The sequence below is a fragment of the Cupriavidus sp. 01T418 genome, from assembly GCF_056398885.1.
Map to the genome: position 1 here is coordinate 181,182 of NZ_JBFTQG010000003.1, position 13,633 is coordinate 194,814.

The following is a 13,633-nucleotide window of genomic DNA, read 5'->3' on the forward strand; positions in this document are numbered from 1 at the left end:
CTCAGCGCTTACCTGAGGCGGCCTTCCATTTCGGCATGCTCCATCCAGCGCACCCCCGAACGTTGCCTTGTGAACATCAAAAAATGGTTGTTGCACTGGCGTGAATGCCTTCGGAGCAGCGCATCCTCGAAACGTCATATAGTGAAGTTACTCTCCCCTCGCCCGGTTGGTACTTCGCCGGATAGTGGCGGACTACCATTGTGAGTCTGCACGTCAGAGTCGCGTAGTCGGACCGGTCAGACTGACGTGATCAAGCTCCGGTACGCGCCGGCGTACTTCCGGCGGCGTTCGCTTGCATAGATGTTCGTAGTTGTAATAGGTCTTTGCTGTCACCATGTCCATTGCAGAATGCATAGAGCAGGAGCTGCTAAAAGCGGTGTTCCAGCCTATCGGGTACCTTGCCTCGGGAGAAATTCTGGGATACGAGGCATTGATTCGAGGCCCAGTGGGGTCTGTTCTAGAGAGTCCCCAGGCGCTCTTCGAGCAGGCGCAACGGGAGGGTTGCATGGTTCGGCTGGAGCGGTTCGCAGCCCGGGTCTGCATCAGTGCCTTTGCGCAAACGGGCCTGCCAGGAAAGCTGTTTCTCAATTTCAGTGCAGAGGCCATTCGCGAGATTGTCAGCTGCGAAGGTGATGTCCGCCGATTCTTGGGCGCGGTTCAATTTCCAGTTGACCGGATAGTCATCGAACTCACCGAGCAAACTACGCCAATGCCTCTGGCGTCCCTTGCATCCTCCCTTCGCGTGATGAGGGAAGCAGGGGCCCAGTTCGCGCTGGACGACTATGGCCAGGGCAATGCCAATCTCAGTCTTTGGATTGCCTTGCAGCCAGACTACGTCAAGATTGACCGCTCCATCGTTGATGGTGTCGCAATATCTTCTTTCCGCCTTGCAGCGCTGCGGTGTATGCAGGAGCTCGCCAATGCCGGCCACGCCACACTGATAGCAGAAGGCCTCGAGACGCTGGAAGACCTCACGGTCTGCCGCGACATCGGCATTACATTTGCGCAGGGGTATGTGCTGGGCAAGCCAAGTCTCAAGCCTGGCGCAAAGCTTGAGGAGCAAGCACTGGTTGCTATTCGTGCCAACTCGATATCGGTGTTTCCAGAGGCCGTCAAGCTGGCACCTCGCGCGTTTTCGGCAAGCAGGTTTTTGATCAGTGCGCCAAGCGTTGCTCCATCAACCCGCAACAACGATGTCCTGGATATACTCACAACGCATCCAAACCTGCATGCTGTTGCGGTAGTGAAAAATGGCCGGCCCGTCGGTCTGATAAATCGGCGGACTCTTGTCGATGCGTACGCGCTTCCCTATCACCGGGAACTCTTTGGCAGGAAGAGCTGCATGGAGTTTGCTAACGCATCTCCGGTGCTGGTTGAGAAAAGCGCGACCATGGAGCAGTTGGCCCAATTGTTGATTAGTGAAGACCAGCGCTATCTGTCCGATGGACTGGTGATTGTCGAGCAGGGTCAGTATGTGGGGCTGGCGACGGGGGAGGATTTGGTGCGGGCGGTCACGGAAGTGCGCATCGAGGCGGCGAGATATGCCAACCCGCTGACGTTCCTGCCGGGCAATATGCCAATCGATGCACATATCAAACGGCTGGTCGAGAGTGGCGCCCCCTTTCATGCGTGCTATTGCGACCTCAACAGCTTCAAGCCCTTCAATGACCAGTATGGCTACTGGCTGGGGGATGAAATGCTGAAGCTGGCGGCGGGGATCCTTAGCGAGGCTTGCGACCAACGCAAGGATTTCCTTGGGCACGTGGGAGGTGATGATTTTCTTATCCTCTTTCAGAGCGAGGACTGGGAAACGCGCATCCGCACAGCGATGGCGCGTTTCAATGCAAACGCGGTGCAACTCTACGCGCCGGCCGATATCGAGGCTGCTGGCATCCAGAGCGAAGACCGCCATGGAAACTCGCGTTTCTACGCTTTTGTGACAATTGCGGTGGGTGTGGTCCCTGTGGGGCCTGGCTCCAATATCGATACCGATGCCATCGCGACGCTGGCAGCTGCAGCTAAGCGTGAGGCAAAGAGGTCCAGCGAGAGTTTCTACGTTTGTTGCACCGCCCCGAACTGCTGCGGTTGACCAAGGCCGGGCTCATCTGAATACTCCCGTCCATGGCACGGCCCAGCTGTTTATTCAGGTGGCGGGCAGCAGCGCATCGAGGGATGGCGGTGGCGGCGCATAAGACAATATCAGGGTGTGTCGAGGCGTGTGCGCGACCATTGAGTTCACGCGATTGTGCAAATATTGTCTTCAGGAGTGTCTTATTGTTGCAATACAAGAGCGCTATCATTGCCGGTATCAAGTCGCAGCTAAAGAATTCTGAAAAGCATTTTCGCGTTTGGACCATTGGGGTGGGCCATGCGCCGATTTGATTGCACGTCCAGATGCATCTTTTCAAGACGGCACGGATGCCGGAGAGTGTCCGGTCCTGGATGCAGTGCTCGCTGGACATTTTGTCGCGGGGGTTGTCGGAGCCATCCTTCCAGGATGGCTCTTTTGTTTCGGCCGTGGGCCAGTGTGAACTCGGCCTTGGCGTGCTTGCGGCGCTTTGTCCTCGACGTGAAGCGGGCCGGCTCGGCTAACCGACGCATACCGCAGCGCTCGCTGTCCTCCACCCTTCATCTTTATTAGATTTCCACGTAGCAACATGCGGCCCCGTCATGCAACCAAGACCGACTTGTCCGACGTGGAGACATTGCTGCAGTCTTGCTCGCTACCTGCTGGGGGCATACGTCGCCAAACCGTGCGATTTCATGTCAGCAGAGACAGGGAGGGCCTTCTTGGGTGCGCCGGCATCGAGGAGTTCGGTGGCAACGTCGCCCTGGTACGAGGACTCGCGGTCGCAAAACGCGCCAGACGTGCGGGGTTGGCCGGGCTACTGCTCGCCGTGCTGGTCTCGGACGTCCGGCTACGCGGCATTGAGTCCTTGGTAGTCGGTACGGATACCGCCGCTGGCTACTTCTTGCGTCTTGGATTCGAGCCAGTCGAGCTTGCAGCTTTACCACCGGAACTACGGGCGTCTCCGCAATTTTTTGCCGCAAGTATCAGTACACGGTTTCTGAGGGTGGAGCTCTAGACAGAATGTATTGTCATGTGTAGGCCGTCAGCCAGCGCACCGATGCGCCAAGGTCATCGGTGCTCGGCAGACCTGAGAAAGCTCGATGCGATTTCGCGCGTCAGCAGATCGAACGCTTCCATCTCGCGTTCGGACAGGCCGCCCGCGCAAACGGTCGAGCCCCAGTCTCCACATATCATCGCGACGCAGCGGTTCTTGATCATCACAGGCGCCACCAGGATGGACCTGGCATCGGGCATCTGCTCGCGATACCAGCGCGGTACGCGGTGGGCCACTTCCTTGTCGAAGGAGTCTTCGAAGAGCATCGGCTTGTGCGCGATGGCCGCGAAGTGAAAGATATCGGGGACGAATCCCTCTTCGAACGACAGCGCCTCCAGTTTTTCGCGCATGCCTTCGCCAAAGCCGACGCGCGCCCCAAAGCGTTTCGCCTTGGGATTGAGCAGCATGAGAAAGCAATGCGAGAAATTCAACGCCTGCATGGCTGATTCGAGCACCAGCGGCGCCAGTTCGGATACCGGCAGCCCGCTGCCCTCGCGCTGTACCTCAAGCAGGCTCTGCTGCAGTTGCTTGAGGGCATCCTTCGGCTTGCCGGCGTTGTGGCGCGGCTTGGTGTCGGCCGCATTGTCCGCATCGGTTGTATCGGGGGACTCCGCATGCGTCATGGAGACGCTCAATGCCATGGCCTGCTTGACCGCGCCTTCGACCGCGGCGGTTTGCAGGCCCAGCGCCTGCGCGCGGGTCAGCAGCAGGGCCTGGACTTCCTCCTGCGGCGCGTCCCTTGCAAGCAGCGCCGCGGCGCGGGCGGACGCGTCGGCGAGTGCGCACAGCCAGTCGGCATGGGATTCGAGTACCGAGTCCGCATCGAAGGGCTTGCGCAGCATCGATGTGGCAATCAGGGAGGGCAAGCGCCATTTGACGGCAGCCGCTTGCGCGATATCCTCCAGGGTCACGTCCAGGACACGCTGGCAAGCTTCGTTTTCCGTCGCCGCATCGCCCTCGCACAAGGCCTGGATCCGATCCCACTCTTCAGGAAAGTAGAAGATGAGCAAGAGCCGGCTCATGTGGTGCATCAACGTGCAAACGACGGCCTCCTCGGCCTGTCCGATGCCGTGCGCATTRCTGAGCGTACGCGTGAGCTCGCCTGCGAGCAGGGCCTTCTTGAGTTCATTGGAGGCCTGCGGGCGGTTGATGGCCACGCCGGAGAAATAGTCCAGCAACTGGACGCCCAGCGTGAGATGGCTGATCGCATCGACGCCCAGGACCAGGATGGCCCGCGACACCGTCGTGACCTCGCCCCCGAAAGAGCGATACATGGCGGAGTTGGCCAGGCGAATGACCTTTTGCGACAAGCTGAAGTCGGAGAGCACGGCGGCGGCCATCTCGCCGACGCTGATGTCGGTGTTCAGCGTCTTGAACACGTTGTCGATGCAGAACTGCAGCGTGGGGAAGTCCCCTTGCTGGGCCATCCGGGCCCACAGTGCATCGAAGAACTGCTTGTTTGACATGGCGCCGTCTACTTCGAGAATATCCGGGAGCTGCAAAGGCGCAGCTCTCCACCTTGAGCCTGCTTCACAAACTGGACCGGGCTCATTGCCTTCGCGTAGCGCCACCCCTGCACCAGTTCACACCCTTGTTCGGCCAGTAGCTGGCTTTGCTCGTCGGACTCCACGCCCTCCGCGATGGCGACCAGCCCGAGTTCCCGCGCCAATGACAACACGGCAAATACAATGGTCCTGGCATGCGGTGAATTCATCATGTCCGCCACGAAGCTCCTGTCGATCTTCAATGCCGAGAGCGGAAACCGGCGCAGGTAAGACAAGCTGGAATAGCCCGTCCCGAAGTCGTCGACCGCGAACCGGACACCCAGGGCGCCCAGTTCCATCAGCAGGTCCTGCGCCGCCTCCGGGTCGGTCATCAATGCGCCTTCCGTGATTTCCAGGACCAGCCGGTGCGAGCTGACGCCGGAGTCCTTGATCGCCCTCTTGACGCTATCCGCGAATCCCGGGTGCCTGAACTGAACAGGGGAGACATTGACGGATATATATCCCACATGCAAGCCCAGCGCGTCCCAGCATGCCAGCTGTGCGCAGGCGCAACGCAGGGCCCACGCGCCGAGGTGGTTGATGAGCCCGTTATGCTCGGCAACCGGGATAAACACGCTCGGCGCGATGGGCCCGGTCGGGTGCTGCCATCGCATCAACGCCTCTACGGCGCAGACCTCGCCCGAAGCTGGCCACACGATGGGCTGATAGTTGAGCAGGAACTCCCCGTTCTGGACGGCCTCGAACATGTCCTGTTCGATCCGGAACTGCTCATCCAGCCGATGCTCCAGTTCCGGCGTGTAGACGCAATAGCGATTCTTGCCCTGCGCCTTTGCGTCATACATGGCGAGATCCGCGCGCTTGAGGAGCTGGGACTCGGACTGATGCGCATGCGAGCCGAAGGTCAGGCCAAGGCTGGTGGTCACACGGATCTGGCAACCCGCGAGATGGAACGGCTGCCGGCAGGCATGGATCACTCTTTCGACCAGGCCAATGGCGGCCGCTTCCGACGCGATCCCGTCGAGCAGCAGCACAAACTCGTCGCCGCCCAGCCGCGCCACCACGTCCTTGGGCCGAACGGCATCCAGCAGTCGCACGCTGACTTGTTTCAGCAAGGCATCGCCATATTCATGGCCCAGCGAATCATTGACCTTCTTGAACCCGTCGAGGTCCATCAAGGCGACCGCAAAGGGCCGCTTTCCCGTGCCGTCCTCGACAAAATATGCGGAAATGCGCTCGCGCAGGAATGCACGGTTACCGACGCCAGTCAGGGGGTCGCGAAAGGACGCCTCGATCAGCCGTTGTTCATTGTCGACCCAGTGGGTAACGTCGTAGCCAAACAACAGGAGGCACGCGCTGCCGTCTTCATCTGCGTGGCGGCACACCCTGAGGTCCAGCCATCGGCTTTCGCCGACCCCGCCGGAGAACCGGATCCGGCCTCGCCGGACGGATCCGTCTTGCTCGCAGGCCAGGAGCAGATCGGCGAGCAGCTCGCGCTGTTCGAACGACACCACATCCAGTATCGAGGACTTAAGAAGATATTCCCGGGGATAGGCCAGCAACTGAGCCGATGCTTCCGTTGCCAGCACGATGTTGCCCGCGACATCGATTTGCAGGGCGAGTCCGCCCGAGGCTTCGAGCAGCGCCCAGGCGTCGCGCGCCAATGCATCGACCGGGAAGTGCGGATTCCGCTCGGACAATGGCCATTCAGGAGGCTCGTCCGCTAGAACAGCATCATACGTAAACGACGTCATGGAGCTCTTGTTGAAATCCAGGCTGGATTGAGAATCTCGATAATCGAACGCCGCCGGCGCCAATAATCGTGGCCGCCCAAGATTTAAAGTGATCTTAAATGCATGTCGGCCACACTGCGCATGTCAGTTTAACGCTTATCCGCCGCTGCGCAGCAACTCGAATGGTTCGGCGAACGGGAGATTGGATCGTCGTGGCAATTGCAACCCTGGCCGCACCCCGCCGGGTCGCGGCTTCCCGGGCAACGCCGGACGCCCCAGCCTCAGGTGGCTAGTGCCTTAGAATGCAGGACAAACAACACCGGAGACTGTGCATGCTGTGGAAATCGACCCCGTCCCTGAAAGACCTGCAGGACCGCCACAAGGACACTGCCGTCGAGCAGCTTGGCATCGAGTTCACCGAAATCGGCGAGGCCGCGCTCAGTGCCCGCATGCCGGTGGACCGCCGCACCGTGCAGCCGTACGGCATCCTGCATGGCGGGGCATCGGTGCTGCTGGCGGAGACGCTGGGCAGTTGCGCTGCCAGCCTGTGCCTGGATAGCGAGACGCAATACTGCGTAGGGCTGGATATCAACGCGAACCATGTGCGCGCGGCGCGAACCGGCTATGTCACCGGCACCGCCACGCCGGTGCATATCGGCCGCACCACCCATGTGTGGGCCATCGACATCCGCAACGAAGAAGGCAAGACGGTGTGCGTTTCCCGAATCACCATGTCGATCCTTTCGCGTTGAATGCCGGCTTGTCCGGTGCCGTGCAAAGATTTTCATTTCCGGCTACACTGCGGGCCGCACTGTAGCGGATGCCAATCGCGGCATCCCGGCAGCGGCGGGGTGGCAGAGTGGTTATGCGACGGTCTGCAAAGCCGTACACGGCGGTTCGATTCCGTTCCCCCCGCCTCCATCAAGCCCTGACCTTTCAGGGCTTTTGTTTATTCCGGTGCTACCCGGTTCCACCATGCATGGCGCACAAGTTCCGCATCCGCATGCGTCGGCTTGGACGCCTCATATGCCGTTTTCCCCGCTGGAACAAGTCGCCCGATTCATGTAGTGTGAAGCCAGCGCAGTCCATCCATGACAACCTCCGCTGTCGTGCGTGTGGCGGGGAAATAAATGCAATGACAAGAGAAGATCTGCGTATCCGCTTCGCACAGCCGGCCGATTGGCCGGCAATCGCGGAAGTGCTTGAAACCTGTGGCCTCGCCAGCGACGATCTCGATCCCTCGCTGGCGTTGTTCCATATTGCCCTGCTCGACGGCGTGATCATCGGTTGCGCCGGCGCCGAAGGCTGTGGGGAAACCATCGTCGTGCATTCGGTCGCGGTGCTGCCGCCGTATCGCGATCGCGGCATCGCCTCCCATATGGTGTCCGCCGTGCTGATGCGCGCGCGTGCCAACGGCTGTACGCGCGCCGTGCTGCTCAGCGCTACTTGCCCCAGCTACTTCGCCCGCTACGGGTTCTCGCTGATCTCGGCGGATCGCCTGGCGCCTGAAGTGCGCGCGTCGCGCGAGTTCCGGCGCCAGGAGGGGGCGCTGCCGCTGTGCATGTGCTGCGAGCTGAAATGATCCACGCGACGCGCGCCGTATGGAATGCTGACACAAGTCTCTGCTAACTTGGGCGCCCGACCCTCCGCTGGCGAACCATCCCAAGAACTGCACTCATGCAAGCAACCAGCACCGCGCCAGACACCGCCGCCCCGGCTGCCATCACCCTGCACCAGGCCTTCTGGTACTGGCTCAAGCTGGGCTTTATCAGCTTCGGCGGGCCCGCCGGCCAGATCGCGATCATGCACGAGGACCTCGTCGAGCGGCGCCGCTGGATTTCCGAGAGCCGTTTCCTGCACGCCCTCAACTACTGCATGGTGCTGCCCGGCCCGGAGGCGCAGCAGCTGGCGACCTATATCGGGTGGCTGATGCACCGTACCTGGGGCGGCGTGATCGCCGGCGGGTTGTTCGTGCTGCCGTCGCTGCTGGTCCTGATGCTGCTGTCGTGGATCTACATGCGCTTTGGCGAGGTGCCGGCGGTGGCGGGCGTGCTGTACGGCATCAAGCCGGCGGTGACGGCCATCGTGGTGTCGGCGGCCTGGCGGATCGGCTCGCGGGCACTGAGGAACAGCTCGCTGTGGGCGATCGCGGCGGCCGCGTTCGTCGCTATCTTCGCGCTCGCATTGCCGTTCCCGGTCATTGTGCTGGCGGCGGCCGTGATCGGCCATGTAGGCGGCCGCTTCGCGCCGGCACGTTTCATCAGCGGCGGCGGCCATGGCGCGGCCAAGACCGGTTTCGGCCCCGCCTTGCTGGACGACCACACGCCTACGCCGGCGCATGCCTTTTTCACCTGGAAGCGCTTCGCGCGGGTGCTGGCGGTTTTCCTGGCGATCTGGGGCTTGGCCATGGGCGCGCTGGCATGGCGCTACGGCTGGCAGGGTACGCTGACGCAACTGGGCTGGTTCTTCACCAAGGCCGCGCTGCTGACCTTCGGCGGCGCTTATGCGGTGCTGCCGTATGTGTACCAGGGCGCGGTCGAGCATTACCACTGGATCACCGCGCCGCAAATGATCGACGGTCTTGCGCTGGGGGAAACCACGCCCGGTCCGCTCATCATGGTGGTGGCCTTCGTCGGTTTCGTCGGCGGCTGGACGCATACCGTGTTCGGCGCGGATACGGCGGTGGCATCGGCCATGGCGGCGGCCACGGCGGTGACCTTCTTCACCTTCCTGCCGTCCTTCCTGTTTATCCTGCTGGGCGGGCCGTTCGTGGAGAGCACGCATGGCAACCTGAAGTTCACCGCGCCGCTGACCGCCATCACCGCGGCAGTGGTCGGCGTGATCGTGAACCTGGCGGTGTTCTTTGCCTATCACGTGTTGTGGCCCAGCGGGCTGCATGGCCGCTTCGACTGGCCCTCGGCGCTGATCGGGCTGGCCGCGGCGGTGGCGCTGTTCCGCCTCAAGGCCGGGGTGATCCCGGTGATCCTCGGGTGCGGCGCCGCCGGGCTGGCGCTGGTAATGCTGCGCGGCTAGCGCTTGCCAATGCCCGCTACCTACCACCCGCCATAGGGTGCGCCCTGCACGCGGTGCGCGGCAAAGTGCTCCGCCAGGAAATCGACGAAGGCGCGCACCTTGGCCGTGAGGTGGTCGCGCGTGAGGAAGACCGCGAACACGTCGGCGGGCGGCGTCTCCCAGTCGGGCAGCACTTGCCGCAGCCGCCCGGACCGGAGCATGGGCGCCACTTCCCATTCCGAGCGCATCAGGATGCCGTGGCCTTGCAAGGCCCAGCCGAGCGCCACTTCGCCGTCGTTGGTGCTGGCCGGCCCGCGCACCTTGACGGTTTCCTGCCGGCTGGCCGAGCGCAGGTGCCAGGTGCCGTAGGTGGCGTCGCTTTCCCTGATCACGATGCAGCGGTGCTGCTGCAGCTCGCGCGGCGAGGCCGGCTCGCCGTAGCTGGCGAGGTAGCGCGGCGCGGCACACAGCAGGCGGCGGTTGTGGGCGATGGGCCGTGCGGTGAGGCGCGCGTCGGGCAGGTCGCCCACGCGGATGCCGACATCGAAACCGGCTTCCGCCAGGTTGAGCGGCCGGTCGGTCAGCTCGAGCTGGACCTCCACCTCGGGGCAGGCCGTCAGGAAGGCGCCCACCGCCGGCGCTACGTGGCGCCGGCCGAAGCCGAGCGTGGCATTCACCCGCAGCAGCCCGCGCGGCGCCACCCGGCTGCCGCCCAGTCCCTGTTCCAGTTCCTCCAGTTCGGCCAGGATGCGCGCGCCCTGCGCCAAGTAGGCCTCGCCTTCCTGCGTCACGCTCAGGCGGCGCGTGGTGCGGTTGAGCAGGCGCACGCCAAGGCGCGCCTCCAGCGCCGCCAGCCGTTTGCTTGCTGCCGACGGCGTGATGCCGAACTGCTGGGCCGCGCCGGCCAGGCTACCGCGCTTGACCAGGGTGACGAAGAAAGCGAGGTCGGAGAAGTTGTCCACGTTGCGTGAATGCTTGAATTGATGAATTCAGCGCCCGAATGAAAGTCTGTGGATGCAATTATAGCGATGGGTTCAATGGTTAAACTGGCGTCTCAATAAGTGCGGCGGCTTGGAGGATCCTGCCTCGCAAGCCAGCCTGCCACCCAGGAGACCTCACATGAACCGCTTTTCCGCATTTGTCCGCCACATACGCTGGATCCCGCGCCTCGCATTGGGCGCCATCGCCCTGTCTGCGGCCGTCGCGCCGGGGCTGGCCGCAGCCGAGTCGTTTCCCGCGCGACCGATCCGCCTGATCGTGCCGTTCGCCCCCGGGGGCAGCGTCGACATCGCGGCGCGGCTGATCACCGAGGCCTGGGGCCGGCAGCTTGGCCAGCCGGTGGTGGCGGACAACCGTGCCGGCGCGTCCGGCAATATCGGCATGGACCAGACGGCCAAGGCCAGGCCCGACGGCTATACGCTCGCCATCAACAACGTGGCGCTGGCCGTCAATCCATCGCTGTTCGCCAAGCTGCCGTTCGACACCGAGCGCGACCTGATGTCGGTCGGCACCATGGGGACTTCGCAACATGTGCTGGTGGTGACCAACAGCCTGCCGGCCAAGGACGTGAAGGAGCTGATCGCGCTGGCCAGGAGCCACCCGGGCCAGTTGAGCTTCGGCTCGGCGGGCACCGGGAGCACCTTCCACATGGCGGCGGAGCTGTTCAAGTCGGAGTCCGGCACCGCCATCTTGCACGTGCCTTACAAGGGCGGTGGCCCGGCCATGGTCGACACCATTGCCGGGCAGGTGCAGCTCAGCTTCCCGGTGCTGTCGGCCGCGCTGCCCCAGGTGCAGGCAGGCAAGCTGCGTGCGCTGGCGGTGACCGGGCCGAAGCGCTCGCCGTTGCTGCCCAATGTGCCGACCATCGCAGAGGCCGGCCTGCCCAACTACGCCTTCGAAACCTGGTTTATCGTCAGCGCGCCCGCAGGCACGCCCAAGGACGTGATCGCCAAACTCAACCAGACGCTGAACCAGGCGCTGGCCGCGCCGGAGATCAAGGCGCGTCTGGTCAAGGAGGGCTTCGAGCCGCTCACCATGAGCCCGACGCAGGCCGACGCCATGCTGCGCAAGGAAATCAGGCGCTGGGCCGCGCAGATCAAGCAGGCCGGCATCACGCCGGAGTAAGCACGGCGCTTTCTCCCGCTTATTCGGCAACCCAACCCAACCCAACGCAGGCAGAGCCCCATGTCAGGCCTTACTCTCTATCGCAAGCTGGTGGATTCGCACACCGTGGCCGCGCTCGACGCCGATCACGTGGTTCTCTACGCGGATCTGCACCTGATGAACGAGTACACCAGCCCGCAGGCATTCGCCGGGCTGGCCGCGCAGGGGCGGGGCGTGCCGTCGCCCGGCCAGCAGGTGGCGGTGGTGGACCACATCATTCCCACGCATGCGCAAAGCCCGCGCCGCATCCAGGACCCGGCCTCCGCGCTGCAGGCGCGCAACCTCAAGCGCAATTGCGTGCAGCATGGCATCTCCCTGTTCGACACCGACGATGCGCTGCAGGGCATCGAGCACGTGATCGCGCCCGAGCACGGCATGATCCGGCCCGGCATGGTGGTGCTGTGCGGGGACAGCCATACCACCACCTATGGCGCGCTGGGCGCGCTCGGTTTCGGCATCGGCACGTCCGAGGTAGAGCATGTGCTGGCCACGCAGACGCTGGTGTACCGCGTGGCGAAGGACATGCGCATCCGTGTGGATGGGGTGCTGCCGCGCGGCGTCACCGCGAAGGACCTGATCCTGCATATCATCAGCCGTATCAGCGCGCAGGGCGCGCGCGGCCATGTGGTGGAGTTCGCCGGCAGCGCGATCGACGCGCTCACCATCGAGGCCCGCATGACCCTGTGCAATATGACGGTGGAAGCCGGCGCGCGCGGCGCGCTGATCGCACCGGACGCGAGCGCCATCGGCTACGTGCTGGCACGCGCCGCCGATATCGACGCAACCATGCGCGAGCGGGCGCTGGCCTGCTGGCGTGAGTTGCATTCGGACGCGGATGCGCGCTTCGATAGCGAGCTTGCCTTCGACGCCGGCCACGTCGCCCCCTATGTGAGCTGGGGCACCAGCCCCGACCAGGCCATTCCCATCGACGCGCGCGTGCCGCTGGTGGCGGACGCCACCGATGAAACGGCGCGCAGCGCCGCCGCCAGGGCGCTCGACTACGTCGGCCTGCAAGCGGGCGCCACGCTCGAGGGCTTGCCGGTGCAACGCGTATTCATCGGCTCCTGCACCAACGGCCGCATCGAAGACCTGCGCGCGGTGGCCGCCATCGTGCGCGGGCGCAAGGTGGCCGATGGCGTGCGTGCGATGGTGGTGCCAGGCTCGGGCGCGGTGCGCCAGCAGGCCGAGGACGAAGGCATTGCGCAGGTGCTGCGCGACGCGGGCTTCGAATGGCGCAAGCCCGGCTGCTCGATGTGCCTCGCCATGAACGACGACGTGCTCGAACCCGGCGAGCGTTGCGCCTCCACCACCAACCGCAACTTCGAGGGACGCCAGGGACGCGACGGGCGCACCCACCTGATGAGTCCCGCCATGGCCGCCGCCGCGGCGCTGACCGGCTGCATCACCGACGTGCGCCGCCTGGAGCAATGCAATGCCTGATTCAATGCCCGACCACGATACCGACCTGATCGCCGCCCTCGGCGCGCCGCTGCCCATCGGCAACCTCGACACCGACCAGATCATGCCCAAGCAGTTCCTGCGCATCATCGACAAGGCCGGGCTGGACCGTGGCCTGTTCTATGATATGCGCTTCGACGCGCAGGGCGCGCCGCGTCCTGCGTTCGTGCTCAACCAGCCGCAATACCACGGTGCCGGCGTGCTGGTGGCGGGCCCCAACTTCGGCTGCGGCTCCAGTCGTGAGCACGCGGTGTGGGGCCTGCAGCAATTCGGCATCCGCGCGGTGATCGCGCCGGGTTTTGGCGAGATCTTCTACTCCAATGCGATGAACAACCGCCTGCTGCTGGTGATGCTGCCGCAGGCCGAGGTGGATGCGCTGATGGCCGAAGTGTCGCGCGGCGTGCCGGCACGGATCGAGATCGACCTCGCCGCGATGATGGTGAGCGCGGGCGCCCTGCGCTTCGCCTTCACGCTGGCGGAGCGCCATCGCACCATGTTCCGGCAAGGCCTGGACATGATCGGCGCGACGCTGGCTCAGTCGTCGCAGATCGAGGCGTTCGCGCGCCGTCATCATCAAGCGCAGCCCTGGCTGCAGGACGTCGCCGCCAAGACCATGGCGCGGCTGTCCGCCTGAAGGAGG

At 63.8% G+C, this 13,633-nt stretch carries 11 protein-coding genes and 1 tRNA gene; 9 read left to right on the forward strand and 3 right to left on the reverse strand.

The window, feature by feature from the left end:
* Positions 1–334: 334 nt before the first annotated feature.
* A complete protein-coding gene (locus tag AC1DQ3_RS05060) occupies positions 335–2,089 on the forward strand; it encodes a phosphodiesterase (protein ID WP_477119085.1) in 1,755 nt (584 codons plus the stop codon).
* Between the two features lie 568 nt (positions 2,090–2,657).
* Positions 2,658–3,086: a GNAT family N-acetyltransferase gene (locus tag AC1DQ3_RS05065; RefSeq protein WP_477119086.1), complete on the forward strand. Its 429-nt coding sequence runs from the start codon at positions 2,658–2,660 to the stop codon at positions 3,084–3,086.
* 53 nt (positions 3,087–3,139) lie between these two features.
* Here the strand turns inward: AC1DQ3_RS05065 and AC1DQ3_RS05070 are convergent, their stop codons facing one another.
* Both AC1DQ3_RS05070 and AC1DQ3_RS05075 read right to left on the reverse strand, forming a co-directional pair.
* On the reverse strand, positions 3,140–4,591 hold the full coding sequence (locus tag AC1DQ3_RS05070; protein WP_477119087.1) for an HDOD domain-containing protein: 1,452 nt from the start codon (positions 4,589–4,591) through the stop codon (positions 3,140–3,142).
* Positions 4,592–4,599: 8 nt separating this feature from the next.
* A complete protein-coding gene (locus AC1DQ3_RS05075; protein WP_477119088.1) occupies positions 4,600–6,444 on the reverse strand; it encodes a putative bifunctional diguanylate cyclase/phosphodiesterase in 1,845 nt (614 codons plus the stop codon).
* A 248-nt stretch (positions 6,445–6,692) separates the two neighbouring features.
* Between AC1DQ3_RS05075 and AC1DQ3_RS05080 the strand changes: the two genes are divergently transcribed.
* From AC1DQ3_RS05080 to chrA, 4 genes are all read left to right on the forward strand, one after another.
* The gene (locus AC1DQ3_RS05080; RefSeq protein WP_477119089.1) at positions 6,693–7,112 is read left to right on the forward strand and encodes a hotdog fold thioesterase; all 420 of its coding nucleotides are present in this window, start codon (positions 6,693–6,695) and stop codon (positions 7,110–7,112) included.
* Positions 7,113–7,205: 93 nt separating this feature from the next.
* Positions 7,206–7,281 (forward strand) — tRNA-Cys (locus tag AC1DQ3_RS05085).
* Between the two features lie 214 nt (positions 7,282–7,495).
* Positions 7,496–7,942, forward strand: coding sequence for a GNAT family N-acetyltransferase (locus tag AC1DQ3_RS05090; protein WP_477119090.1), 447 nt, complete (start codon positions 7,496–7,498; stop codon positions 7,940–7,942).
* A gap of 95 nt (positions 7,943–8,037) precedes the next feature.
* Positions 8,038–9,393, forward strand: a complete 1,356-nt coding sequence (gene chrA, locus AC1DQ3_RS05095) for a chromate efflux transporter (RefSeq protein WP_477119091.1) — start codon at positions 8,038–8,040, stop codon at positions 9,391–9,393.
* A gap of 20 nt (positions 9,394–9,413) precedes the next feature.
* Here chrA and AC1DQ3_RS05100 read toward each other — a convergent pair whose 3' ends face one another.
* Positions 9,414–10,334: a LysR family transcriptional regulator gene (locus tag AC1DQ3_RS05100; RefSeq protein ID WP_477119092.1), complete on the reverse strand. Its 921-nt coding sequence runs from the start codon at positions 10,332–10,334 to the stop codon at positions 9,414–9,416.
* 157 nt (positions 10,335–10,491) lie between these two features.
* Between AC1DQ3_RS05100 and AC1DQ3_RS05105 the strand changes: the two genes are divergently transcribed.
* Genes AC1DQ3_RS05105 through leuD form a run of 3 tightly spaced genes read left to right on the forward strand, consistent with a single transcriptional unit; the run spans position 10,492 to position 13,627 of the window.
* On the forward strand, positions 10,492–11,496 hold the full coding sequence (locus AC1DQ3_RS05105; protein ID WP_477119093.1) for a tripartite tricarboxylate transporter substrate binding protein: 1,005 nt from the start codon (positions 10,492–10,494) through the stop codon (positions 11,494–11,496).
* 60 nt (positions 11,497–11,556) lie between these two features.
* Complete coding sequence (leuC, locus tag AC1DQ3_RS05110) at positions 11,557–12,975, forward strand: 3-isopropylmalate dehydratase large subunit (RefSeq protein ID WP_477119094.1); 1,419 nt, start codon at positions 11,557–11,559, stop codon at positions 12,973–12,975.
* Positions 12,968–13,627, forward strand: coding sequence for a 3-isopropylmalate dehydratase small subunit (leuD, locus tag AC1DQ3_RS05115; protein WP_477119095.1), 660 nt, complete (start codon positions 12,968–12,970; stop codon positions 13,625–13,627). The genes leuC and leuD overlap by 8 nt, the downstream gene beginning before the upstream one ends.
* The last annotated feature ends 6 nt before the right edge of the window (positions 13,628–13,633 follow it).

What these genes read in the sequence shown, in the direction of transcription:
- leuC (WP_477119094.1), top strand. Translation starts at nt 11,557, where the DNA reads ATGTCAGGCCTTACTCTCTATCGCAAGCTGGTGGATTCGCACACCGTG.
- leuD (WP_477119095.1), top strand. Translation starts at nt 12,968, where the DNA reads ATGCCTGATTCAATGCCCGACCACGATACCGACCTGATCGCCGCCCTC.
- chrA (WP_477119091.1), top strand. Translation starts at nt 8,038, where the DNA reads ATGCAAGCAACCAGCACCGCGCCAGACACCGCCGCCCCGGCTGCCATC.
- AC1DQ3_RS05090 (WP_477119090.1), top strand. Translation starts at nt 7,496, where the DNA reads ATGACAAGAGAAGATCTGCGTATCCGCTTCGCACAGCCGGCCGATTGG.
- AC1DQ3_RS05060 (WP_477119085.1), top strand. Translation starts at nt 335, where the DNA reads ATGTCCATTGCAGAATGCATAGAGCAGGAGCTGCTAAAAGCGGTGTTC.
- AC1DQ3_RS05080 (WP_477119089.1), top strand. Translation starts at nt 6,693, where the DNA reads ATGCTGTGGAAATCGACCCCGTCCCTGAAAGACCTGCAGGACCGCCAC.
- AC1DQ3_RS05105 (WP_477119093.1), top strand. Translation starts at nt 10,492, where the DNA reads ATGAACCGCTTTTCCGCATTTGTCCGCCACATACGCTGGATCCCGCGC.
- AC1DQ3_RS05065 (WP_477119086.1), top strand. Translation starts at nt 2,658, where the DNA reads ATGCGGCCCCGTCATGCAACCAAGACCGACTTGTCCGACGTGGAGACA.